This window comes from Halomonas sp. ALS9, assembly GCF_001651035.1.
Classification (GTDB): Bacteria; Pseudomonadota; Gammaproteobacteria; order Pseudomonadales; family Halomonadaceae; genus Vreelandella.
This window is the reverse complement of the sequence record NZ_LXRG01000163.1, coordinates 157,828-181,182: the sequence shown is the minus strand read 5'-3', so window position 1 is coordinate 181,182 and position 23,355 is coordinate 157,828. Positions and strand designations below refer to the sequence as shown.

28 protein-coding genes are annotated in these 23,355 nt (G+C 53.4%); 7 read left to right on the top strand and 21 right to left on the bottom strand.

The features are described from left to right. Positions 1 to 14: 14 nt before the first annotated feature. Together A6R74_RS11525 and A6R74_RS11520 are read right to left on the bottom strand one after the other, a co-directional pair. A complete protein-coding gene (locus A6R74_RS11525; protein ID WP_064234629.1) occupies positions 15 to 1,334 on the bottom strand; it encodes an ABC transporter substrate-binding protein in 1,320 nt (439 codons plus the stop codon). A gap of 180 nt (positions 1,335 to 1,514) precedes the next feature. Then, positions 1,515 to 2,465: a sugar-binding transcriptional regulator gene (locus A6R74_RS11520; RefSeq protein WP_064234628.1), complete on the bottom strand. Its 951-nt coding sequence runs from the start codon at positions 2,463 to 2,465 to the stop codon at positions 1,515 to 1,517. Positions 2,466 to 2,632: 167 nt separating this feature from the next. Between A6R74_RS11520 and A6R74_RS11515 the strand changes: the two genes are divergently transcribed. After that, positions 2,633 to 2,944: a hypothetical protein gene (locus tag A6R74_RS11515; RefSeq protein ID WP_064234627.1), complete on the top strand. Its 312-nt coding sequence runs from the start codon at positions 2,633 to 2,635 to the stop codon at positions 2,942 to 2,944. A 16-nt stretch (positions 2,945 to 2,960) separates the two neighbouring features. Here A6R74_RS11515 and A6R74_RS11510 read toward each other — a convergent pair whose 3' ends face one another. Next, positions 2,961 to 3,518: an NUDIX hydrolase gene (locus A6R74_RS11510; RefSeq protein WP_022520502.1), complete on the bottom strand. Its 558-nt coding sequence runs from the start codon at positions 3,516 to 3,518 to the stop codon at positions 2,961 to 2,963. A gap of 94 nt (positions 3,519 to 3,612) precedes the next feature. Here A6R74_RS11510 and A6R74_RS11505 point away from each other — a divergent pair, with 94 nt between their 5' ends. Both A6R74_RS11505 and A6R74_RS11500 read left to right on the top strand, forming a co-directional pair. Continuing rightward, positions 3,613 to 4,284, top strand: coding sequence for a CoA pyrophosphatase (locus A6R74_RS11505; RefSeq protein ID WP_205634182.1), 672 nt, complete (start codon positions 3,613 to 3,615; stop codon positions 4,282 to 4,284). Further along, complete coding sequence (locus tag A6R74_RS11500) at positions 4,281 to 4,949, top strand: 2OG-Fe(II) oxygenase (protein WP_064234625.1); 669 nt, start codon at positions 4,281 to 4,283, stop codon at positions 4,947 to 4,949. Before A6R74_RS11505 ends, A6R74_RS11500 begins: the two co-directional genes overlap by 4 nt. 46 nt (positions 4,950 to 4,995) lie before the next feature. Here the strand turns inward: A6R74_RS11500 and A6R74_RS11495 are convergent, their stop codons facing one another. Then, on the bottom strand, positions 4,996 to 5,952 hold the full coding sequence (locus A6R74_RS11495; protein WP_064234624.1) for a L,D-transpeptidase family protein: 957 nt from the start codon (positions 5,950 to 5,952) through the stop codon (positions 4,996 to 4,998). A 437-nt stretch (positions 5,953 to 6,389) separates the two neighbouring features. On the opposite strand from A6R74_RS11495, the gene A6R74_RS11490 reads away from it, so the two are divergent. Continuing rightward, the gene (locus A6R74_RS11490; RefSeq protein ID WP_064234623.1) at positions 6,390 to 6,809 is read left to right on the top strand and encodes a PRC-barrel domain-containing protein; all 420 of its coding nucleotides are present in this window, start codon (positions 6,390 to 6,392) and stop codon (positions 6,807 to 6,809) included. A 189-nt stretch (positions 6,810 to 6,998) separates the two neighbouring features. Here the strand turns inward: A6R74_RS11490 and A6R74_RS11485 are convergent, their stop codons facing one another. From A6R74_RS11485 to A6R74_RS11445, 9 genes are all read right to left on the bottom strand, one after another. After that, positions 6,999 to 7,421 carry an OsmC family protein gene (locus A6R74_RS11485; RefSeq protein WP_064234622.1) on the bottom strand — a complete coding sequence of 141 codons (423 nt, stop codon included), beginning with the start codon at positions 7,419 to 7,421 and terminating at the stop codon, positions 6,999 to 7,001. A 136-nt stretch (positions 7,422 to 7,557) separates the two neighbouring features. After that, positions 7,558 to 8,427 (bottom strand): flagellar motor protein MotB, encoded by an 870-nt coding sequence (locus A6R74_RS11480; protein ID WP_064234621.1) that lies wholly within the window; start codon positions 8,425 to 8,427, stop codon positions 7,558 to 7,560. Between the two features lie 3 nt (positions 8,428 to 8,430). Beyond that, entirely contained in the window at positions 8,431 to 9,219 is a 789-nt protein-coding gene (locus A6R74_RS11475) for a MotA/TolQ/ExbB proton channel family protein (RefSeq protein ID WP_064234620.1), read from the bottom strand. A gap of 147 nt (positions 9,220 to 9,366) precedes the next feature. Continuing rightward, positions 9,367 to 10,215 (bottom strand): MOSC domain-containing protein, encoded by an 849-nt coding sequence (locus A6R74_RS11470; RefSeq protein ID WP_064234666.1) that lies wholly within the window; start codon positions 10,213 to 10,215, stop codon positions 9,367 to 9,369. 71 nt (positions 10,216 to 10,286) lie between these two features. Beyond that, positions 10,287 to 11,282 (bottom strand): gluconate operon transcriptional repressor GntR, encoded by a 996-nt coding sequence (gene gntR, locus A6R74_RS11465; protein WP_064234619.1) that lies wholly within the window; start codon positions 11,280 to 11,282, stop codon positions 10,287 to 10,289. Between the two features lie 103 nt (positions 11,283 to 11,385). After that, entirely contained in the window at positions 11,386 to 11,913 is a 528-nt protein-coding gene (locus tag A6R74_RS11460; RefSeq protein ID WP_121499388.1) for a gluconokinase, read from the bottom strand. Positions 11,914 to 11,928: 15 nt separating this feature from the next. Continuing rightward, on the bottom strand, positions 11,929 to 13,209 hold the full coding sequence (locus A6R74_RS11455; RefSeq protein ID WP_064234618.1) for a TRAP transporter large permease: 1,281 nt from the start codon (positions 13,207 to 13,209) through the stop codon (positions 11,929 to 11,931). A gap of 2 nt (positions 13,210 to 13,211) precedes the next feature. Further along, complete coding sequence (locus A6R74_RS11450; protein ID WP_064234617.1) at positions 13,212 to 13,817, bottom strand: TRAP transporter small permease; 606 nt, start codon at positions 13,815 to 13,817, stop codon at positions 13,212 to 13,214. A gap of 73 nt (positions 13,818 to 13,890) precedes the next feature. Beyond that, the gene (locus A6R74_RS11445) at positions 13,891 to 14,964 is read right to left on the bottom strand and encodes a TRAP transporter substrate-binding protein (protein WP_064234616.1); all 1,074 of its coding nucleotides are present in this window, start codon (positions 14,962 to 14,964) and stop codon (positions 13,891 to 13,893) included. A gap of 236 nt (positions 14,965 to 15,200) precedes the next feature. Between A6R74_RS11445 and A6R74_RS11440 the strand changes: the two genes are divergently transcribed. Together A6R74_RS11440 and A6R74_RS11435 are read left to right on the top strand one after the other, a co-directional pair. Further along, complete coding sequence (locus tag A6R74_RS11440) at positions 15,201 to 15,644, top strand: MarR family winged helix-turn-helix transcriptional regulator (RefSeq protein ID WP_064234615.1); 444 nt, start codon at positions 15,201 to 15,203, stop codon at positions 15,642 to 15,644. Positions 15,645 to 15,763: 119 nt separating this feature from the next. Then, positions 15,764 to 16,198, top strand: a complete 435-nt coding sequence (locus tag A6R74_RS11435) for an organic hydroperoxide resistance protein (protein ID WP_064234614.1) — start codon at positions 15,764 to 15,766, stop codon at positions 16,196 to 16,198. A 13-nt stretch (positions 16,199 to 16,211) separates the two neighbouring features. On the opposite strand, the gene A6R74_RS11430 is transcribed toward A6R74_RS11435, so the two are convergent. Beyond that, positions 16,212 to 16,907 carry an aspartate/glutamate racemase family protein gene (locus A6R74_RS11430; RefSeq protein WP_064234613.1) on the bottom strand — a complete coding sequence of 232 codons (696 nt, stop codon included), beginning with the start codon at positions 16,905 to 16,907 and terminating at the stop codon, positions 16,212 to 16,214. A gap of 109 nt (positions 16,908 to 17,016) precedes the next feature. On the opposite strand from A6R74_RS11430, the gene yghU reads away from it, so the two are divergent. Continuing rightward, complete coding sequence (gene yghU / locus A6R74_RS11425; protein ID WP_064234612.1) at positions 17,017 to 17,889, top strand: glutathione-dependent disulfide-bond oxidoreductase; 873 nt, start codon at positions 17,017 to 17,019, stop codon at positions 17,887 to 17,889. Between the two features lie 155 nt (positions 17,890 to 18,044). On the opposite strand, the gene A6R74_RS11420 is transcribed toward yghU, so the two are convergent. The 7 genes from A6R74_RS11420 to A6R74_RS11390 all read right to left on the bottom strand — a co-directional run bounded on the left by A6R74_RS11420 (position 18,045) and on the right by A6R74_RS11390 (position 23,252). Further along, positions 18,045 to 18,359: a DUF6693 family protein gene (locus A6R74_RS11420; RefSeq protein WP_064234611.1), complete on the bottom strand. Its 315-nt coding sequence runs from the start codon at positions 18,357 to 18,359 to the stop codon at positions 18,045 to 18,047. A gap of 72 nt (positions 18,360 to 18,431) precedes the next feature. Next, positions 18,432 to 18,965, bottom strand: a complete 534-nt coding sequence (locus A6R74_RS11415) for a DUF421 domain-containing protein (RefSeq protein WP_064234610.1) — start codon at positions 18,963 to 18,965, stop codon at positions 18,432 to 18,434. A 149-nt stretch (positions 18,966 to 19,114) separates the two neighbouring features. After that, the gene (locus A6R74_RS11410; protein WP_064234609.1) at positions 19,115 to 20,104 is read right to left on the bottom strand and encodes a lipid A deacylase LpxR family protein; all 990 of its coding nucleotides are present in this window, start codon (positions 20,102 to 20,104) and stop codon (positions 19,115 to 19,117) included. 250 nt (positions 20,105 to 20,354) lie between these two features. Beyond that, positions 20,355 to 20,894 carry a YaeQ family protein gene (locus tag A6R74_RS11405; RefSeq protein WP_064234608.1) on the bottom strand — a complete coding sequence of 180 codons (540 nt, stop codon included), beginning with the start codon at positions 20,892 to 20,894 and terminating at the stop codon, positions 20,355 to 20,357. A gap of 70 nt (positions 20,895 to 20,964) precedes the next feature. Beyond that, the gene (locus tag A6R74_RS11400) at positions 20,965 to 21,666 is read right to left on the bottom strand and encodes a glutathione S-transferase family protein (protein WP_064234607.1); all 702 of its coding nucleotides are present in this window, start codon (positions 21,664 to 21,666) and stop codon (positions 20,965 to 20,967) included. A 51-nt stretch (positions 21,667 to 21,717) separates the two neighbouring features. Then, positions 21,718 to 22,335, bottom strand: a complete 618-nt coding sequence (locus A6R74_RS11395; RefSeq protein ID WP_064234606.1) for a LysE family translocator — start codon at positions 22,333 to 22,335, stop codon at positions 21,718 to 21,720. Positions 22,336 to 22,478: 143 nt separating this feature from the next. Then, positions 22,479 to 23,252, bottom strand: a complete 774-nt coding sequence (locus tag A6R74_RS11390) for an enoyl-CoA hydratase/isomerase family protein (RefSeq protein WP_064234605.1) — start codon at positions 23,250 to 23,252, stop codon at positions 22,479 to 22,481. Positions 23,253 to 23,355 lie beyond the last annotated feature (103 nt).

Genomic DNA, 23,355 nt, shown 5'->3' with positions numbered 1-23,355 from the left:
AGGCATTGCGGCCATCAGTCTAGATAACCAGCCCGCTGCATGGTGCGCTCAGTGGCGCGCTGGGCACTGTCTAGCGCCTGTTCCACCGTGGTGTCACCGGTTAGCGCCGCGGCAATGGTTTGGCCAACCTGGGTGCCGATCGACTGAAACTCTGGAATGCCGACGAACTGAACGCCCACGTAGGGGTTAGGTTCCAGAGTAGAGTCGGTGGGGTCGGCGTCCTGAATAGCCTTTAACACGAAGTCAGCAAAGGGGGCTGCTTCGGTGTACTGCTCATTGGCGTAGGTCGACTCACGGGTGCCTGGCGGCACGCTGGTCCAGCCTTGGGTTTCACCGACCAGTTCAATGTACTCTTGCGAAGTGGCCCAGGTAATAAACTCAAGCGCCGCTTCCTGGTTCTCTGAAGAAGCCGGGATCGCTAACGCCCATGACCATAACCAGTGTGAACCTTTAGGTGTCTCAGCCACCGGTGCCGGGGCAAAGCCTAAGCTGTCCGCCACATCGGATTCATTGCCGTCATACAGTTTGCCCGCTGCGGAGGTGGCGTCCACCCACATCGCACAGTTACCACGAGAGAACAGTGCCAGGTTCTCGTTAAAGCCGTTGGAGCTTGCGCCTGGCGGGCCGTAGTCATTGAGCAAATCGACATAAAACTGGATAGCGTTAACCCACGCCTCAGAGTTGAGTTCTGGGTTCCACTCCTCGTCAAACCAGCGGCCACCGTAGGTGTTCACCAGGGTGGAAACGAAGGCCATATTTTCGCCCCAGCCAGGTTTGCCGCGCAGGCAGATCCCCGCTAATCCGTCTTCGCTGCCGTGCAGCTCGCCTGCCCACTCACGCACCTCTTCCCAGGTGGGCTGCTCGCTCATCTCAATACCCGCTTTCTCAAACAGGTCCTGACGGTAGTACATCATCGAGCTTTCGGCGTAGAACGGCAGCGCGTGGAGGGTGCCTTCCAGGCTCAAACCATCGCGCACGGAGGCCAACAGATCGTCTTCGTTGTAGTCGTCGGGCAAGCTATTCAGCGGTGACAGCCAGCCGCGCTCTGCCCAGATAGGCACTTCGTAAGTACCAATGGTCATGACGTCAAACTGGCCGCCACCAGTGGCAATATCAGTAGTCATGCGCTGACGAAGCACATTCTCCTCAAGCACCACCCAGTCCAAGGTGATATCGGGGTGCGCTTCTTCGAAAGCCTCGGTGAGGCTCTGCATGATCACCATGTCGTTGTTATTAACCGTGGCCACGGTAATTTCAGTTTGCGCCTGGGCATGGCCTGAGATGGCAATGGCGGCCGCTAGCGTGGAGACGGGCAAGTGACGTGCGAGTCGCATAAGAACTCCTAGTGGGCTTGTATTGGCATTGTTGTCGCCTTGATCTTATTGATCATCTATCGAACAAATGATCGTACGTAAGCCAAAAAAAAGCAAAGCCGATTGGCTTAGACTTTACGCTAACTTATCACTCTTGACGCATGTTGCAGTGCACGCGCAACCACGCCAACCCTTCTCAACTTATAGTGCCTCAACAATCTGCCGTGCGGCTACTTCGTCGGTAACCAAGCCTTTTAGCCAGCCGCCGCGCAGCGCAGCATGTATCGCCGAGGCTTTTTCGTGTCCTCCCGCAATGGCCACCATGTGGTGCTTACCAAAGCGCTCCAGAGGAAGGCTAGTAACTCGCCGCGTTATCGAGCAGTCAATCACCTCTCCGTCACGGTTAAGCGGCCAGCCAAGCAACTCCCCTACCGCTTTTAGGCCCAGCAATTCATCCAGCTCGCTTTCACTAATAAAGTGGTCTTGAAACAGTGTTGCCTGGCGGTCAATGCGCCCAATGCCGATAAAAGCAGCTTCCGACTCCCGCGCCACATCAGCAATGGCTTTAAAGAGACGCTGCGCCAACATCGCCTCTTTTTCCGCCAGTGATTCAGCGACCACCGGTGCAGGCAGTAAGAAGCGTTCGCCGCCGGTTTTATCCGCCATCACCATCACCGCATCGTAGCGGTTGGCCGAACCATCCCGGGCGACATTGCCCACCAGCGACACAAAGCGGTGCTGGGGCCGCTCGACACGACTAAGCGCTTCTACCGCTGCCCGCACCGAACGCCCGGTGCCCAGCGACAGCGTCAATGGCTCGCTGCGCTCAACCAGTTGCGCAATGCGCTCAGCGGCCGCGACCGCCAAGTAGGAAGCGGCACTGTCAGCGGCATGGTTATCGGCGGGTACCACTTCACAGTAGGTCAAGCCAAAGTGATCACGCAGCGCGCTGCCCAGCGCCATACAGTTAGAAATGGGGTGATCTATATGCACTTTTACCAACCCCTCCTGACGAGCTAACGCCAATAAGCGCTGCACGCCTGGCCGCGAAACACCCAACTGGCTGGCGATCTCATCCTGAGTCATGCCACCGACATAGGACATCCAGGCGGCTCTTGCCGCTTGATCAAGCTTTACCTCAAATTTATCCATAGGGCGGCTCTCGTATCAGTCGTGGCTAACGGTCATAGATAACCGTCGTAGATAAACGTCACAAAAGCATCATCATACAAAGCTAAGCCCGCGACCAGTAGTCGCCTATCCGCTAACATAGCCAGCGTTACGCTTTACAAAATGGATTGTTCGTTTGGAGGTACAGCATGTATAAACTCGCCTTTTTTGTTCCCATAGAAAATGCCGAAAGCGTCAAGCAGGCGGTGTTTGAAGCTGGTGCCGGCCACATGGGAGCCTACGAAAACGTTTGTTTTCAAACCCGTGGCACGGGGCAGTTTCGCCCCACGGAAGGCGCCCACCCGCATATAGGCTCAGTGGGCAGTTTAGAGACGGTCGAAGAGTTCAAAGTCGAGCTGCTGTGCGATGAAGCGCATATTCACGGCGCCATCGCGGCCTTGAAACTTGCCCACCCCTACGAAGAAGTCGCTTATGATGTATGGCAGCTCGCAGATTTATAACCCGATCTTTAATGTCTTACGCACTGCCAAAGTAACGCTCGCGATCTTCAGGCGTTACCATGCTGATATGCAGCGGGAATTCATTACGGGGGCGGTCAGCGTAAAAGTGTTTGAGCGTGCGTTCAATGGTCATGAAGGCAAGCTCATCCCAGGGGATTTCATGCTCTTCAAACAGCGCGACCTCCAGGCTTTCCGGCCCGGCGCTGAAGCCACCGACTAACTCGGCGCGAAAAATCATATACACCTGATTGATATGCGGCAGGTCAATCAGGGTATAGAGGTTAGCCAGTTCGACTTCGGCACAGGCCTCTTCACGGGTCTCTCTGGAAGCGGCCTGCTGGGTTGATTCGGCATTTTCCATATAGCCAGCGGGCAGCGTCCAGTAGCCTTTGCGCGGTGAAATAGCGCGCTTACAGAGCAGCACTTTACTACCGCTAACAGGCAGTGTACCGGCCACAATGCGTGGGTTCTGATAGTGAATCGTGCCGCAGGCATCACACAGGTAGCGCGGGCGGTCATCGCCTTCCGGGACGGCAAAACGTACTTTATCACCACACTGGCTGCAAAAGTTCATCGCATATTCTCAACGGCTAGTGAATAGAAGCCTCGACGTGCTTGACGTCAACGACCGCTGCTGGGTAAAAGAGAACAAAGTAACGGGATGCCCCATGTTAGAGAAACTGCGTAAACAGCTGCAACAACTGACGCCTCAACGCTTGGATCACATTGTGATGCCCGAAGCAGCCGTGCTATTGCCGATTGTTGAACGCCCAGCACCTACCTTACTGTTTACCCGCCGGGCCAGCCATTTGAGCACCCATAGCGGACAGGTGGCATTCCCAGGCGGCAAGCGTGAGCCCTTCGATAGCGACCTTTACGCCACAGCGCTGCGCGAGGCAGAAGAGGAGATTGCCCTCGACCCCGGTCTGGTGCAACCCCTGGGGCGGCTGTCGGATGTCCTTTCGTTGCACGGTATTCGCGTTACCCCCTGGGTCGGCATTATTCCACCCGATTTACCGCTGATTGCCGACCCCGGCGAACTAGACGCCATTTTTGAAGTACCGCTGAGTCACTTTTTAGACGACCACCGTACCCATACCGATGTGATTACCGTAGATGGCGTTGCCCACTACGTGCCCAGCTACCACGTAGACGGCCACGTTATCTGGGGGCTCTCGGCGATGATGCTAGTTGAGTTACTGGCCGAAGGTTTTGGTATGCCGATTGATTTGTACCAGCGGCCTGCTGGGCCGCTCCGCCATTACCCTGAACGCACCAGCCGGCTCTCAAAATCCTCTACGAACACTTCTCGCCCGACGCCATCGAGATCCAGCAAATGACCCCCAGTGTTGCTACTTCGTTACCTATCCTGCAGCCAGCAACTCAGGTCTCCCTTGTGGATGCGCTGGTTGAACAAGGCTGGTATGTGGGCCGCGAGGTGATCGACCTTGGGCTATGCGAGGCGCTAAATCACGAACTTCTGCACCGGGCGGCCTATAACGGTCTGGATGAAGCGGGGATTGGCCGGGGCCAGCAGCACCTGCTGCGTAAAGATATCCGTGGCGACGCTATTCACTGGCTGGATCGCGAGAGCGCCGCCCAAAAGCGTTACCTGGACGCCATGAGTGAGCTACAGCAGGCACTCAACCATGCGCTTTTTTTGGGCTTATTCGAGTACGAAGCCCACTTTGCCCACTACCCGCCGGGGGCTTTTTATCAGCGCCACCTGGATAGCTTTCGCGGTCGCGCTAACCGTGTGATCTCCACCGTCGGTTATCTGACGCCCAACTGGCCAAGCGACGGCGGCGGTGAAATGGTGATTTACCACCCGGACGACCCCAGCCAGGAAGTCGCCCGGGTAGTACCCGAAGCAGGCACTTTCGCCTGTTTCTTATCGGAAACCATTCCCCACGAAGTGCTGCCTACCCGCTGCCAACGTACCAGCATCGCCGGCTGGTTCAGGCGCAATGCCTCACTGGGTGGCGTGCTAGATCCCGCTCGCTAGCGCTTTCGGCACCCAACAGGCTCCCCAATAGACTAACCCCAACCGACTAACTAAGCGGGACGATTTGTCCGTTAGCCTGCTCCAGCACTTCTCGCACCTGTTCGTAATTAACGCTAGAGGAGTGGCCACCCTCATGCTGCTCAATCAAGCCAACGACGTTTAGCAGCGTATCCATCCCATAAGCGGTCTCATCTGTAGCGGTAAATGCTTGGATGTAATTTTTCCCGCTTTCACTCCAGCCTACTTTGATCGGCGAATCGATAATATTGACCTGAGTACCCACTGGTACCCGCCAGAAGACGGACTCAATATCTTCTGGATGCATGCGGATACAGCCGCGACTGGCACGCATACCAATGCCGTCCGGCTGGTTTGTGCCATGAATCAGGTAGCCAGGGATATCCAGCAAAATAGCGTACTGGCCTAGAGGATTATCAGCACCAGGAGGAACAACGGCCGGCGCGGGGTCACCCCGCTCGGCGGCTTCACGGCGAATCGACTCAGGTGGGTACCATGCCGGGTTTTCAAGTCGCATGGTGGTCTCAGTAATCCCCAGCGGCGTGTTATAAGCATCTCGCCCAATACCAATGGGGTAAGTCTCAACACGCGGTGTCTCGCCTGCCTCTACCTCCGGGTAATAATAAAGGCGCAGCTCCGCCACGTTGATGACAATCCCGGTTCGCGCCTCATCAGGCAGAATGAACTGACCGGGGATCGTGACCTCGGTTCCCTCACCCGGCACCCACAGGCTGGTATCCGGATTGGCCATACGAATTTCTTCGTAGCCCACGTTGTGTGCCCGGGCAATATCCAGCAACGTATCCTCTTCGGTCGCCGTGACGGTATACACCTGGCCCACCATATTGCCCTCTTCAGGCAGTAAAAAATGGCCTTTGGGCAGCTCGCTACCATCAGCCACCGAGCTGGAGGCTAACAGCCACGCGCCAAGCGCAACACTGCTGACGCAGAACTGTTTTAAATACCGCAATGGGTGGGAAGTCATGGTCACGGGGTCTCCTTTTTATGCGACCTCACTTTTCTCAAAACGGGGATGAAAAGCGAGCCATTTGGAGATGAATATGAACACTGGGCGAGAACAGGTCAACTCGACAGACTGTCGCACGGCGGGCCATTGTAGCCGCTTGGCGTGAGACCAAAGCGAACTTGTTACCAAAAAATTTCACATTGAGCAGTTGTATTTCTGAGCACAGCGACTAACCTAATAACTATCTTAGCGCAGTGACGCGCAAGATAGCGTTAATTAAGCCAACGCATTAAATACCATGTATTAAATGCAGAGGCGCAATTAACACAACCAGGAATAATAGCATCGACGTTGACATCGCTGACACAAAGAAAAGTTAACACCGTCGCTATTGATTTATTTGGGTTGTTACGCGGAGTCGTTACGCCTCGATAAAATCGCAAGGAGCAAGCAAAATGAAAATGATCAAACCCGCTATTCTAGGTACTCTCATGGTACCGGCCGTTATGTTCGCCGCAGGCACTGTTAACGCCGAAGAAAACACCACTACCATGGAAGCGACTTACCTGACTGAAACGCCAGCAGGTACTTTCCATTCTGATGCGTTAACCGGCAACCAAGTCAAAAGCAGCGTCGAAGAAGATGAAGATATCGGCACCATTACTGACCTTGTAATCGATGAAGATGGTCAAATTAATGCTGTTGTCGTCGGCGTTGGCGGTTTCCTCGGTATGGGCGAAAAAAATGTCGCCATCGAATGGGACTCTCTTGAACTAACCAAAGATGAAAATGGCGAAGATTACGTCATTACCGTTAATGCATCACAGGATGCACTTGAAGCCGCTGAAGAGTATAACCGCAGCGAAGAAAAATAAGCGCTAATTAGCTCTGAAAAGCCTTGGCATTTGCCAAGGCTTTTTTATTGCCAGCACTATATTTAACACTCTTTGAAAAATCAAAAAAAACAATAAAAATGCCGCCACATCATTCAATGCAGCGGCACCATAACTTATGCTATTAAAAACGTAAGCTATTAAAAACGTAAGCTATTAAAAAGCTTATCGTCAGCCTTTTAATTTAGCCGTCATACTTATATCTGCATTAAGAACCTTGGAAACAGGGCAGTTAGCTTTAGCCGTTTCCGCGGCTTCCTGAAAAGCGGCATCGTCGGCGCCGCTTATCTCAGCCACAACGTCCAAGTGAATTTTCGAGATATCAAACCCGGCATCGCTTTGGGAAAGGGTCACTTTGGCACTGGTTTCGATAGAATCAGCGGTATAGCCTTTCTCGCCCAAAATCATTGACAGGGCCATTGAGAAGCAGCTGGCGTGCGCTGCGCCAATCAGCTCTTCGGGGTTAGTACCAGGCTCACCTTCAAAGCGCTGTTTAAACGAGTAGCCCGCATCTAATACACCGCTTTCAGTAGACACATTGCCTTTACCGTCTTTTAACCCACCTTCCCAGCGTGCACTTGCTTTACTATCCATACTGTTCTCCTTTCCTATGATAGTTAGCTTATCGATAGAGCTCCGATAAGACACGGTAACTACGATTACCGAGTTACTAGCGTAGCTGATTCCATTGTTTATGCCGAACTACTTATGCCGAACTGCTTATGCCAAATCAGGGCGATGGATCGGTCTCGGCAGACTCAACAGGGACGGATGAAACAGGTTGCAATGACTCCACCGAGCGCTCGCCTCGCTCTTCGATAGCGGCATCCAGATCGATCATCAGCTCGACACGGCGATTTTTGGCACGGCCTTCGTTGGTCAAATTAGAGGCCAATGGCCTAGTATCCGCGAAGCCTTGAACGATTAGCCGCTCTGATGCAAGCGCACCGGTTGCAGTGAGAACGTTGGCCACTGAAGCGGCTCGCATTGCCGAAAGATCCCAATTACTGCGGAAGTGGGATGTCCGGATAGGCACATCATCAGTATGCCCATCAATGGAAATCGTCCCAGGCACGTCGGCCAAAAGGGTTGCCAGCGACTGTAATAAGTCCTCAAAAGCGGAAGTAACGGTGGCATTCCCCGACCCAAAGGTGCCATTTTCGGAAATCCGCACCACCACGCGGAACTGATCGATATCAATCTCCGCCGCGCCCTCCGGCAACGATGTTTCAAGCAGCTTTTCAACATTCTGAGCTAATTGGAGGCTTTGCGAGTGCCGCTGGGTTTCCAATACGTTTCGCACTGATTCCAACTGCGGCTTCTGCTGCGTCGTCTGTTGACGGACCTCGTCTATCAATGTGCGGTCAGGCACCGCAGGGGAAAAATGCTGTTTTACCGCGCTGGTTCCCATAGGTACTTGCATAGCTTCAACTTCGCGCTGAACGCCAAATGCTTTGGACAATTCGTCCGCCACCCGGCGGAACTTTTCTGCATCGATTTCAGCAAACGATAGCAATAGCACGAAAAAGCACAGCAGCAGTGACATTAGGTCGGCATAGGTGATCATCCAGGCTGGGATGTTGGTCTGTTTTTGCGCCATGTTTTACGTCTGCTCGCCTGCGGTATTGCTTGCTTCTGCTTCAGCCGCGCTGCGATGCTCTGGCGGCAGATATATTGTCAACATCTGCTCCAGGACACGCGGGTTCTTATCGCTTTTAATGGCCAGTACTGCGTCAATCCACAGCTCCTGCATTTTGGCTTCTTGATTCATGCGTACCCAAAGCTTATCTGCGATAGGACTCGCGATCATCGTTGCAATCATCGCACCGTACAAAGTAGTCAATAGAGCAACAGCCATAGCAGGGCCAATGAGTGACGGGTCGCCCATGTTGGAAAGCATTTGCACCAAACCAACCAAGGTACCAATCATGCCCATGGCAGGAGACACCTCACCGAGCGCTGAAAATACCTGCCCTCCCGCCTGATTACGCTCTAACGTAAGCAGACGCTCCTTTTCCATCATGTCTCTTATCATCTCGACACTGTAGCCGTCGGCCAGCATTTGCAGCCCCTTCTGCAAAAATGGCGAACTAACTTCACGGCTTTCAAGAGCGATCATACCTTCTCGACGCGCCACTTTTGACAACTCGACCAGCTCGTCAATACTCTCTTGAATACTTGGCAGTTGAAACTTAAAAGCTCGTGCCGCTGCTTTAAAGGCGAACTTGAATTGCGTAATACTAAACTTAGCCAATACAACAAATAGGCTCCCCCCCACCACAAGCAGCAGCCCCGTAGGGTTCATGAACACCTCTGGCGAGGTGCCCATAATCACAGCGGCGCCCACTAATACAGCAGCCCCTACCAAGCCAATCAATGTTGCGAGATCCACAGCGCTTCCCCACGGAGTAAAAAAACTATTATGCTAATAACAAAGACACTAGAGACTCCCTATAAAAGCGTCAACGTTAAATTAATGACACCTCCCATCTTGACTAATTAAAAACAACATACCTTCAACGATAGGCATGTGGGCGATCTAGACGCTGCGGGCTGTTACCGACAGTTTATCCCCCACATTAATAACGCTATTTGCGCCTTTGAGCAGCGTGGCGTTTTGGCCAAAGTGCGCGCCCTTTTGGGTGGGCTGTGTATTGAGCTCAATCAACGTTTTCAGCGGCTCTGCTGGGGCAGGCACTGCCGCTGTATGCTGATCAATGGTGGTGATTTTGCAACGCTTACAGGGCTTACGCAGTGCCAGTTGAAAAGTACCGCTCGCCTCGGTCAGGGTAGCCCAGCGGTCTTCAGCCCATGCTTCATCGCTCTTTACCACGATATTAGGCCGAAAGCGGTTCATGGGGATAGGTGCCTGCCCCTTCGCTATCAAGGCCTGATTAAGGGCATCTAATGAGCCCGTGGTGGTGATCAAAAAAGGATAACCATCGGAGAAGTAGGTATGCGCTGACCCGCCGTCCAGAAAATCCTCTTCAACGGCTCGGGTAAACTCGTTGGCAAAGCGAACCATGCTAAGCCCCTGGGCCTGCTCGCCCAGGGCGGCGAGCAGCCAGCGCGATACTTCTTCGCTCTCCGGCAGCGCCTTGCATTGGTCATTCCATACGCTAACTAGGCGCAAATTCCCCTCTGGCTCGGCCAGCGGCACGTTCAACGGCGCGACATTGGAATGCGACAGCACCAAGTACTCGTCGGTCAGCGCAACTTCAACGGTGGCGAGCGCCGGGAGTTGGCGCTGGGTAACAAAACGCTGCTGTGCATCCACCAGCATCCAGCGGCGATCCCAGGCTAACCCATGCTCTTGCAGCTTGCTGTGATTAACGCTGATACCTTGTAAGGATTTAACAGGGTAGATGTTGAGTTGAGTAATCTCCACGGCGGCCTCGCGACAAATGAAAAAGGCTACTTTAGCCACTCCCAGCCTTGGCGGCTACTCGAAAACGAACCTTATAGTGTCATGCCTGTTTCAATACGATAGCCCAAATCAACCACTTGGCGGGTCAGCGACTCGCCACGAATTCGCGCCAGCAATTCCTTCGCTGCCACTTCACCAATCGCTTGGCGCGGGGTTACCACGCTGGCAAGCCGGGGGGTCATCACCTGGCCTACATCGTGGCCGTGAAAGCCAGCTAGAGCCATCCGCCCAGGCACGTCAATCCCCCGCCGCAGACACTCGAAATAGGCGCCTACCGCTACATCATCGTTGGTGCAAAATAGACCATCCGCTGCAGGGTAATCAGCGACCACCTGTTGCAGCAGTGCCGCCCCCACGCTGTAAGAAGAGCGCTGAGTGCTTTGTAGCGTAACAGGTGTTAAGTCGTGCTCTTGCATGGCTTGGCGATAGCCATGCTCACGTTGGCGGGTACGTTCATCCAAGCGCACCGCCAGGTAAATCACTTGGCGCCGCCCGCGTTTGATCATCTCACTCACCATGTCATACGCGGCTTGAACGTTATCGTAGCCCACCACCTGCTGCAGCGGAGGGCGGTGAGTATCCATGATTTCCACAATCGGGATGCCGGCTGTTTCCAGCATACGCAGGCTGCGCGGGGTATGGTCACGGTCTGACAAAATCACCCCGTCAACGTTGTAGGAGAGCAACGAGGCCAAGCTGCGCTCTTCCAGCTCGGGGCTATAGCCATAGTGAGAAAGCATCAGGTGATAGCCCGCTGGTTCCGTTAGCTTTTCGATACCAAGGATCACGTCGGCGAATACTTGGTTAGTGAGTGATGGTACCAGCACCCCTATGGAGTGGCTGGTCGCTCGGGAGAGCAAATCCGGTGCACGATTGGGAATATAACCAATCTGTTCGGCAATCGAGAAGATGCGTTCACGCAGGCCTTCCGAGACCGTTTCAGGGTCACGCAGGCAGCGGCTTACCGTCATTTTGGTAGCCCCTACGTGATCAGCAATATCCTGTAGGGTGGGGCGTTTTTTCTTCAAAAAGTAACTGCCTTATACAAGGTATAGCATTGAGGCCTACCCACAAGGGGCGGCCACAAAGCCCATTCTTTCTTTCATTTACATCTCTTTCGCGCATTTTCCTCTAAATGGGTGAGCCGCTGGGCGCCGGCAGCGTAGCAGCAAATTGGGTAACGATCTCTTGGGGCGATAAGGCGATCGAAGCAGTGAAGGCCTCCTCTTCACTGGGCGGCTCCAGGTCGGCCAGTTGACTGGCCAACATGGTATCGCCTTTGAAGAAATGGCCTGCACGGGTTTCAAGCCGTTCAAGCAGTAGCTCCCGACTGCCCTCCAAATAGAGGATATGCAGCGCTGGATCGCCTTGCCGCAGACGATCACGGTAACGTTTTTTCAACCCTGAGCAGGCAATCACCAGGGACGTCTCTCTTGCTCGATACTCGGCGAACAGAGCCGCCAAGGTATCCAGCCACTCACGCCGGTCATCGTCGTTGAGCGGCGTACCGCTGGCCATTTTGGCCACGTTGGCCGGTGAGTGATGATCATCACCGTCAATAAAGGTCGAGCCCAGGGTATCCGCCAACTGCTGACCAATATGCGACTTCCCACAACCAGATACGCCCATCACTAAAATACGCTGTGAGAGGTTCTTCACAGAGGCTCTCCTATATTAATTGCCGCGTACGGCAGTGAGATCAGGCAGCCAAGTGACGATACCGGGGAAAGCAATCAGGATCACTAGCACTACCAAAAGCGCCACATAGTAAGGCAACATAGCTTTGACCAGCGACTCCATGGAGACTTTACCCACACCGCAGCCCACATAGAGGCAAGTGCCCACTGGCGGCGTTAATAGCCCAATACCTAATACATATGCCATCAGAACACCGAAGTAAGCCGCGTCCACCCCTACCGACGTCACGATGGGCGCAAGCATAGGCGCCATGATCACCATCGCAGGGGTCAAGTCCATTACGAAACCCACCAAAAGCAGCAACGTTGCCACAATCAGCAGCAGCATAAACGGATCCTGGGTGATCGCCTGTACCTGACTGACCAGGGTCTGCGGCACCATATTGATGGTAAGAAACCAAGCAATCACCGTCGCGAACGCCAGCAGCATCATCACCATACCGGTCAATCGGGCAGTGCGAATCAGCATACCGATCAGCTCTTTAAGCTTGAATTCGCGATAGACCACTAGCGAAATAGCCAGCGCATAGAGCAGGGCCGCAACGGCCGCTTCGGTTGCGGTAAACACGCCAAAAATAATACCGCCAATCACAATGACTGGAAGCACTAGCGCCAGCCAGGCATCTTTAAAGGCTCTCCAGAGACGGTCCCAGCGGAACTGTTGCACGCCACCACCATCCTTTTTAGCAAGAATATAGGTGGTCACCATGAGGGCAAAGCCAATCAACAGGCCGGGGATAATACCGGCGATAAACAGGCGGCTAATGGAGGTTTCAGTGACAATGCCGAACAGAATCAGCGGAATGGAGGGCGGAATAATGATACCGATCACCGACGAAACGGTATTAATCGCGGTGGCATTGGCCGCCGTGTAGCCCTGCTCTTTCATTGAGGGAATCATCATCGCGCCGGTGGCGGCCGTATCAGCCACTGCAGAGCCACTGATACCGCCAAAGAACATCGAACCGGTAATCGCGACCTGTCCCAACCCGCCGCGCATAAAGCCGACCAAGGCGGCCGCCAGTTCCATCAAACGACGCGCAATGCCGCCATTGCTCATCACCTCGCCAACTAAAATAAAGAACGGAATCGCCAGCAGCGGAAAGCTGTTCACCCCACGAATAGACTGTTCGATCATGATCGACAGTGGAATATCAGAGAGTACCGCCATCACCAACGCTGCCACGCCTAAACCAAAGGCAATCGGCAGCCCAATAATGATGGAGGCCAATAAAATAGCCAGAAAAATCCATAGCATGATTAGCGCTCCCGCTCAGGGTGGCGAATAACGTTCAGGCTGACCCACATCCGCCATATCGAAACCGCCGCAATAAAGATAACGCACAGCACCAGCGAAAGGCTGATAAAACTCAGCGGCACGCCCATAATCGCTGAGCGCCCACTTGAACGCGACAGCACTTGGTAGCCGCCCCAAATCATTACCACCATCAAGCCGGTAATAATCAAATGCTGCAGCAGATATAGCATATGCGCCCAACGCAGCGGCAGACGCCGCACCAGGGCGTCAACGGCAATATGCTCGTAGCGCGTAAAAGCTGCAGCAGCGCCGATAAACACCAGCCATATAAACAGCATACGCGCTAGCTCATCTGCCCAGGGCAGCGAGTAATTAAATAGCGCACGCCCCACAACATTGCAGGAAACTGACACAATCAACGCCACTAAAATAGCGCCGATCAGATACTCCATGCCTAACGTCAGCCAGCGAAACAACGCTGGGCCTTGGCGGGTATCGGTATCAATTTCCAGCAGTTTGCGGTTGGGGTCGTCCAGATACACCGATGGATCTTCTATCGGCGTGGGGCTAGAAGGAGATGAGCTGGGGGGTGTAGAGGAGAGTGACATAGGAGCTCCAAGGGCACTGACGCGTCGGGCAGGCCTATGTGGCCTGCCCCCAGTCGTGCGCTAAACGTAAGGTTTAGTTGCTGCTCTCTTCAACTATCTTTTGAATCTCGGCGATCAAATCTTCACCAATGCGCGGCGCCCACTCTTCGTATACCGGTTGAACGGCGTCTTGGAACGCGGCTAGTTGCTCTTCGTCCAGGCGGGTAATGTCCATACCCCGCTCGGCTAGCTGGTCGCGAGACCAATCATCGTATTCAGCAGAGAGCTGAATTTCGTACTCTGCGGACTGGCGCGCGGCCTCCTGCACAAGTGCTTGATACTCTGGCGCCATACGATCCCAGGTACGCTCAGAAAGCATCATGATAAAAGGAGTATAGACGTGACGCGTCTCAGTGCCGTAATCCTGTACTTCGTTAAAATTAGAGGTCAGGATGGTGCTCCAAGGGTTTTCCTGGCCATCAACAACGCCCTGCTCCATGGCAGAGAACAATTCACCAAACGCCATTGGCGTTGGGTTGGCACCTAACGCTTCCCAAATTGCCAAGTGCACCGGGTTTTCCATCGTGCGTACGCTTAAACCACGCACATCAAGTCCGGCAACGTCGTCAGGGCTAGCCACCGGGCGTGCGCTGTTAGAAAGCTGACGATAGCCATTTTCAGAGAAGGCGAGCGCCTTCAGGCCGGTACCTTCAAAGGCGTCCAGCATGCCCTGAGCCACATCGCTCTGCATAACGGCTACGGCGGCTTCACGACTAGGCAGCAGGAAAGGCAGGTCAAAGGCGGCGAGCTCTTCAACGTAACCCGTGGTAGCGGAGCTAGACGGATAGGTCATGTCCAGCGTGCCGGTTTGCAGCATTTCCAGCATCTGCACATCGTCACCTAACTGGCTGTTAGGAAAAACGTTAACCTTGATACGACCGTCGGTGCGCTGTTCCAGAATCTCACCAAAGTATTTGCTGGAGAGGAATTGAGGCGAACTTTCCGCAAGGCCAATACCCATGCGCAAAGTATGCGAACCATGATCACCAACGACCTCGCCTTGGATCTCAGGCGGATCAGAGAGCTCAGGGCTCTGAGCATGAGCCATACCCAATGTCAGCGTGGTCGCGCCAACGAAGGTCAGTGTGTTGCGCCAAATAGTGGTCATAGCGTTATCTCCAAATACTCATTGTTTGTAGCGAATTGTTGTTTGTAGCGAACTGCTGTTATAGAGAACTTAAAGACCGGCAACTTGTTACCGGTAACATTCAGTAGGCGAAGGCTAGCCACCTCCCCTGGGCGTGTCAAAACAAAACTGCCAACTTACGACCAACGTCTAGGGATAGCCACTTACTGCTTCCCGCGCTACATTAGGCTACGTATTTCGGATTGGAACCCATACTTGTGCAACCATCTTGTAGCGAATTAGAGCTTGATCACCAGCTTTGCTTTGCGCTCTATTCAACCTCGTTGATGATGACCAAAGTTTATAAGCCCCTGCTCAAAGAGCTGGGGCTTACTTACCCGCAATACCTTGCCATGTTGGTATTGTGGCAAAACGATGGCATCACAGTTGGCACTATGAGTAAGCGTCTACTAACTGATCCTGGCTCACTGACGCCGCTGCTAAAGCGTCTTGAAGCCGATCAGTTGTTAAACCGCAAACGCAGCCATGAAGACGAACGTGTGGTTGAGCTTTATCTCACCGACAAAGGCAAAGCATTGCGCGAACAGGCGTACCATATTCCTAGCTGTGTAGTGCATGCCAGCGAGCAGTCGATTGAGGCACTGACCACGTTGAAAGAGGATTTGGTGCAGCTACGCGATAGCCTGCAAAAAAACCAGTAGCCATTCGCTTTCTGGTGAAAGGCAGTAGATTTATTTGCAATTTATATTGCGCGCAAAATAAAGCTGCGCTAAATTAAAAGCGTAGGATCATAATTATTAACGTTAACAGGAGATACAGAATGTCTACGACGACTATTGAGAACGTTGTTTATCGTGCTCACGCCACCGCTACCGGCGGCCGTGAAGGACAGGCCAAATCATCCGACGGCGCGCTGAATGTCAAGCTCAGCACGCCTAAAGAGCTGGGCGGTGCAGGCGGTGATGGCACCAATCCTGAGCAACTCTTTGCCGCAGGCTACTCAGCCTGCTTTTTAGGCGCACTAAAGCACGTGGCGAGCCAGGAAAAAGTAACACTTCCCCAGGATACGAAAATTGATGGACATGTGGGTATCGGCGCCATTCCGACAGGCTTTGGTATCGAAGTTGAGCTAAAAATCAGCCTGCCCGGCCTTGAGCAAGACGTTGCCCAGCAGTTGGTTGATAAAGCCCATGTGGTCTGCCCCTACTCCAACGCTACCCGTGGCAATATCAACGTCACTCTGACATTGGTCTAAGCTGTTAGCTAGATTAATCACTTAGCGCCCACGCCACCGCTTTCTGCGCATGCAGAGCGGTGGTGTCGTAAAGCGGCACCGGGGTATCGCGCTGGCTCACCAGCATGGCGATTTCGGTACAGCCTAAAATTACCGCCTGAGCGCCTTGGGCATGCAGTGAATCAATGATGGCCAAATAGCGCTGCCGCGAGTCATCTTCGATTCGGCCCTGGCAGAGTTCCTGGTAAATAATCTGATTAACGACATCGCGCTCAGGCTGATCCGGCACGACGACCTCAATACCAAACTGCTCTTCTAAGCGGCCGATATAAAAGTCCTGCTCCATGGTAAAGCGCGTACCCAATAGCCCGACGCGAGTAATGCCGTCGGTCTGTAACTGCTCGGCAGTGGCATCGGCAATATGTAGCAATGGAATCGTGATAGCCTTGGCGACAGCGGGCGCGACCTTATGCATCGTATTAGTGGCAATCAGCAGGCAGTCGGCACCCGCGCGCTCAACGCTTTGGGCGGCACTGGCCAGCAGATCCCCGGCCGCGTTCCAGTCACCCTGTTGCTGCAGTGCCTCGATTTCGGCAAAGTCGACGCTAATCATCGCGATTTTAGCTGAATGAAAACCGCCTAGCGTTGCTTTGACGCCCTCGTTTAACGCCCGGTAATAGCCCTGGGTCGACTCCCAGCTCATACCGCCTAGCACACCAATTACACGCATCCGCCACCTCATTTAGGGAAAATGGACTACTTTATTATCAGGCTAACAACTATCCGCCTATGATATGAGCCACCACATCATCGATAACCTATTTATAGCGAGGATACGCATGAGCGACAACACCTATACGCCCCCGAAGGTTTGGCAATGGGAACCGGGCAACGGCGGTAAATTTGCCAATATCAATCGCCCCATTGCCGGCCCGACCCATGAAAAAGCACTGCCGGTGGGTAAACACCCGCTGCAGCTTTACTCCCTTGCCACGCCTAACGGCGTCAAGGTCACCGTGATGCTGGAAGAGCTGCTGGAAAGAGGTGTAACAGGCGCCGAGTACGACGCTTACCTGATTCAAATTGGCGAAGGCGATCAGTTCAGCAGCGGCTTTGTCGAGGTGAACCCCAACTCCAAAATCCCCGCACTCATGGATCACTCTACTCATCCACCTCAACGGGTGTTTGAGTCCGGCGCTATCCTGCTTTACTTGGCTGAAAAGTTTAACGCTTTCTTACCCAGCGACCCGGTGAAACGTACCGAGTGCCTCTCCTGGCTGTTCTGGCAAATGGGCAGCGCCCCGATGCTAGGCGGTGGCTTTGGCCATTTTTACGCCTACGCGCCGGAGAAATACCAGTACCCGATTGACCGCTACACCATGGAAGTAAAGCGCCAGCTTGATGTACTTGACCGCCACTTGGCGGAAAACCGCTTTATGGCGGGGGATGAGTACACCATTGCCGATATGGCGATTCACCCCTGGTACGGCGCGCTGGTGAAAAATCGCGTCTATGAAGCAGCCGAATTCCTAGAGGCACACACCTACAAGAACGTTCTGCGTTGGACCGAAGAGATTGACGAACGCCCCGCCGTTAAACGCGGCCGCATGGTCAACCGCAGCTTTGGCGAACCTCATGAGCAGTTGCACGAGCGTCATGACGCCAGCGACTTCGAGCTCAAAACGCAGGACAAACTAACTGATAGTGAGTGATCTGAGTAAATAGCCATCAAAAAAGGGCCTACGCTTGATCTCTCAACGTAGGCCCTAAGGCATGCTAAATACAGGTTTGCACGCTTAAACGCTATTCAACCCGTGAGTTATTCAACGCGCGAATTATTCAAAGCGCGAATTATTCAAAGCGCGAGTTATTCAAAGCGCGAGTTATTCAAAGCGTAGTTCCAAACCCGATAGAAGTAGAAAATATACCCTAAACCAAAGGTAACCAGCGAAATCAGCATCCATAGAATGATATGGCCGATATTGCTGAACAGATTTATATCGCAAATCATTTTTCGCTCTACGCCAGCAGTGTCAACGACCGAGGTACGGTTAATAACAAACCGTGAAAATGAGTAGGGGAAGAAAAATAGCGCTATACCCAAGGTAATAATGCTCAATACCACCCAAATGATCAGATGGCCAATAATATCTAGAATAGAGAGATCCGCTTTGATTTTCACAAATTGCCCTTAGCATGCGTGGAAAGCAGCATAGAGTAACACCGCCGACCTCAAACGCGAATGGCGGATTATTTAAGGGTCTGAACGATGCTCCACACGAACGCCCTCTAGGCTCGAATGACGGCTCTCTGCCTGACGCTTGACGACACTTAACGAACCATCGGTTTCTAACACCACCGCTTCTACTGCGGTCACGTCACTCAGCCCACTACTGCGAATGGCCGAGAGAACTTCGTCTTGGGTTACCCGCGCTTGACGCAAAGACGTTAATAGAAACTCCCCCTGATAGAGCAACATCAGCGGTTCGCCAGTGACGAATCGACGAACCCAAAGAAATCGAACGCTTGTCCACGTAATCGCAAACTGAAGAGAGATCAGCAGTGCTAAAGCAACCGCTCCATCCACCAAGGCAACATCTTTAGATAACAATACAGTTGCTAGCGTGGAACCCAGTGCGACCGTAACGATTAAGTCGAAGGCATTCATTTTCGAAAGCGTTCGATTGCCTGACAGGCGCAGAAAAAGAACGAGCATTGCGTATGCCAGTAGCCCAACAATCACAATGCGTAATAAACTGCCCCAGCTATTGAAAAAAACCAGTTCCATTGAGCCTTTCTCCTAAACGCCGATTGGTATATGAACATCACACTCCTCTGCTTAGGCTAGCAGCCCTGAGTCTGTTGTATACGCTAGGAGGGTATTGAATCCCGCCACTCTGCCTAGGAACTAGTTGGGCGTTCGCTACCGTTAAGGCGTTAGAAGCGCTTGGATAGCGCGATAGAGCCAAACTTATCCTGCTCTTCTTGCCCATCAAATTCGCGTGAGCGCTGCACTACGGCGTAAGTGACCTGCCAATCTTCCCAGGCCAGCGCCAGTCCCGCGGAGACGTCACCTACCCACTCTTTACGGTCAACCGAGTGGCTATTTCTAAATGTATTGCCATCAAGCGTTAGGTTCTGCGCCATATAGTAGCCCTCTACACTGGCAAACAGGTACCACTGCCAGCCTTCTTTAGCGGCCATATGGTAGCGGCTACCGGGGTTGGGTGTCAGCGTAGGTATGCCTGGCGCCTCATCGCCCCAGCGAACGCTATACCCAGCGCTTGCGTAGGTGTAGAGGTTGCCCAAAGCAGCGCTGACGCTAGGGCCATGGGCAAACTGTTTGCCGATCAATGGGGAGCTATGCCACCACTGGCGCCGCATCGCGACGTTGACGATCGCTTCATCGCCAAGCTGATTATTCCACCCGTTGGGTCGGTCACTTTCGGTGATGCGATGCACTTCGCGTTGAATACTATCGGCAAGTGACGACGGCCCTACCAACCCAATATCCAGGTGCAGATCAGTTGCTTGGCGCCAGTGTCCCATCGGCACATCTTCGTAGAGCGACATACCCCCGTAAACAATCCCTGCATAGGGGCGATCGTCTTCAATCAACCCACGCTGCTCAATATTGTTGGGCGTATAAATCTGATGTACCAGCCGAAAAGCGGCCATATCTGCGCTGCCGATAATGCTGTCAGGCAAAGTAGTTGCCAAGCGCTGTGTCCAGTTTTGCGCTTCAGGTTCAAACGCCCAATTAAGCTCAAAACCGCTGGTAAAGTGACCATCGTCACTGCTGGCCATCCCATCATTTGCGTGCTTAATCGAGAGGACACTGTCGTTGGCCTGCGCCAGCGTAGACAGCAGGCTTACTACAGCCACCAGCGGGAGTAGTTGCCATCGTATAGGGGTAATTGCTTTCATGACTCGTTCCTTGAGATTTTTCTAGGGAGCGTTTTTGGAGGCTGCTTTTTGATGAGCATCAACAAACATTGTTGATTGTATGTAATTGTGCAAAAAGATAGCAAGCATACTTTTGCAAACTTCTACACAAAAAGGCTGAGATACTAAAAATTAAGGATGGCTCATAGGCCACCCTTATGGTGTTGATTGCTTAGATTTATAGCGTAGTCGACTAGACGAAAGTTTGTAGGCTAATGATCAAGTTAAACCACTATCTGTCACGTAGCAGCCACTGCGGGGTAATTTCATGTTGGCCGTTTTCATCGGTAATAAATAGCGACCCTTCGCTGATCATTACCGCCCAATTAATCGCCCTTGGCAGGTCTTTAGCAATGGTCGCGAGCGCCTCCTGGGGTAACCCTGCCACATGGACATTTTTCAGCGATGCCACATTGGGCAGTACTTTGCTTTCCCACATATCGACCCGTCCGTAGGCAAGCAGCGAGACGCGTTCAGCCCGCCGTGAGCACCAGGTGATGCGCTCGGCATCTGGCAGACCTACTTCAATCCAGTGCAGCAAACGCCCATCCAGGCTTTTCTCCCACAGTGCCGGTTCGTCTACATCGGAAAGCCCACGCCCGAAGGCCAGCGTTTCGCTATACCACAGCACATAAGCCAGTAAGCGCGCGGTCATGCGCTCTTCGGTCTCTGATGGGTGGCGAGCCACGGTGAAACGAAGCGTTTCATACACCCCGCGATCCAGATCGGTCAGGTTAATATCAACTTTGTAGGGCGTTGCGCTAAGAGCCATGAACGTTTCCAAACGAAATTTGCGTCAGTGTACCCGATGCAGGGTATCTATGGTGGATTTGCCAAGTAGGTTAAGGTTGGCGGTAATCCGCCGTTGCTTTGCCATTTTTCAGCGTATCAGCTTCATGCATGGACTCGCGCCATGGTTCCTCAAGCGCGGCTTGATACCACGCTTGCATGGCAGGTAGCGCTAATAAGTGTTCAACATACGCTTGGGAAGCGTCACTGAGCGGTAAGTTGAATGTTTGTACGCGAAACGCAACAGGGGCATAAAAGGCATCGACCGCAGTGAAGCGCTCGCCGGCTAAAAAAGGCCCGCCAAAACGTTCAAGTCCCTGCTGCCATAGTGCATCCAAGCGAGCCACATCCGTTTTAAGTTTGGTCGATAAGCTGTTCAATGCCACCCGCATACCGCAATTCATCGGACACTCGTCGCGCAGCGTACCGAAACCGCTGTGCATTTCGGCAGTGGCTGAGCGTGCCCAGGCACGGGCAGTCTTATCACTTGGCCAAACGTTGGCGTGTTGCTCGGCCAGATACTCGACAATCGCCAGGGAGTCCCACACGGCCAGCTCACCTGCGCCTGCCACATCTACCAAGCAGGGCACTAAGCCCGAGGGAGAAAAACGAATAAAGGTATCATGGCTTGCACCAGTGCCCCCTTCAAAGGGCATTAGATGTTCTTTAAACGGAATCTCCAGCGCCTTCATCAGCACCCAAGGGCGCAGAGACCAGGACGAGTAATTCTTGTTGGCAATATACAGATCAAACATGCAGCGCTCCTTATAAGAAGATACAGAATTAGCTGATTTGGGCAGGCATCCTTATCGCGCCGCTTGAGCCAACGTGTTACCGCCCAGTCCCATTAATACGCCACCGCCAATGCGCTGAATCAGGCGGGAAGAGCCGTGGGATTTTTGTAACCATTTACGTAAGGGACTCGCCAGTAGCACCACCACCACATCCGCAGAGGAAAATAGCACATTGGTGGCAATCCCCAGCCAGAGCAACTGCCATGCCACCGGCATCGCGCTCTCGGGCTGCACAAATTGGGGCAAAAAGGCAACGAAAAAGAGTGCGGTTTTAGGGTTAAGCACCTCCACCAGAAAACTATCGCGCAGCACGCGTTTAGTGGTGGCCAGCGGAACCTCATCGCCATGGGCGCGGATGCCCTGCTGCCATAGCCGTAGCCCCATCCAGAGCAAGTAAAGCCCGCCGATAATTTTCATGGCGATATAAGCAGGCGGGATCGCCGCAAACAGCAGTGCCAAGCCCAGCGCGGCTGCTATCACATGGACATAGCAGCCCATATGCACCCCCATGACCGCTAACCACCCTGCTCGTCGGCCACGCCCCAGGGTTTGCGCTGCGGTATACAGCATCGCAGGTCCAGGTAAGTAGGCAAAACCAAGCGCGGCGAGGATAAATGCAGCCCATTGCATCGTGGCGACTCCGAAGAGATTCGTAGTAAGAAGCCTTTGAGCATAAAACGGGGGTGACGCAAGCGCCACCCCCTAAATAAGTAAAACTGGAACGAAGTAAGGCTTAGAAGCCTGTTTTAAGAAATTGGCTTTAGAAAATGGCTTCAGAAGTTGGCTTTACGCTTCTCGACAAACGCTGCCATGCCCTCTTTCTGCTCTTCACCGGCAAAGCATAAGGCGAACAGACTGGTTTCCAGCGCCAGTGCGCTATCAAGGTCTTGATCCAACCCGTCGTGAACCGCCTGCTTAGCTCCGCGCACCGACTGCGGGCCGTTGCCCTTGAGCTGCTTGGTTAACTCTTCAACGTAGTTTTCTAGCTCCGCTTGCGGCATTACCCGGTTCACCAGGCCGATACGTAGCGCCTCTTGGGCATCAATTTTGCGCCCGGTGGTGACCAGATCAATCGCCATAGCAGGGCCAACGCGGCGTGGCAGACGTTGGGTACCGCCAAAGCCGGGGATGACCCCCAGCAGCACTTCTGGTTGACCAAACACCGCGTTGTCACTGGCTACAGCCCAGTCGCAGGCCAGTGCCAGTTCGCAGCCGCCGCCAAGGCAAAACCCGTTCACCAGCGCGACCACCGGCACGGGTAGTGTCTCTAGGCGTTTAATGGTGCGCAGCGCTTGGCTGGCAAAGGCGCGCGCCTCTTCGGGCGTTTTTTCACGCATTTCGGTGATATCGGCGCCCGCTACAAAGGACTTCTCGCCCGCACCAGTAATCAGCACGGCACGCAGGTTCGGATGAGCTTCAAGCTCTACTAGGTGTGCTTCCAGCGCGGAGAGTACATCGCTGTTTAGGGCATTCAGCGCTTTAGGACGATTGATGGTCAGTCGCACCACTCCATCGTTATCAACCTTCTCGATCACTGCTTCGCTCATGGCGGACTCCTTATTTGATTTGTTATGGAATAGTAAAGTGAGTACCACCCAACCCTAGCGAACGCTTGGTTGAGTGGCAATGACTTATTTATGCCGCGCTCTT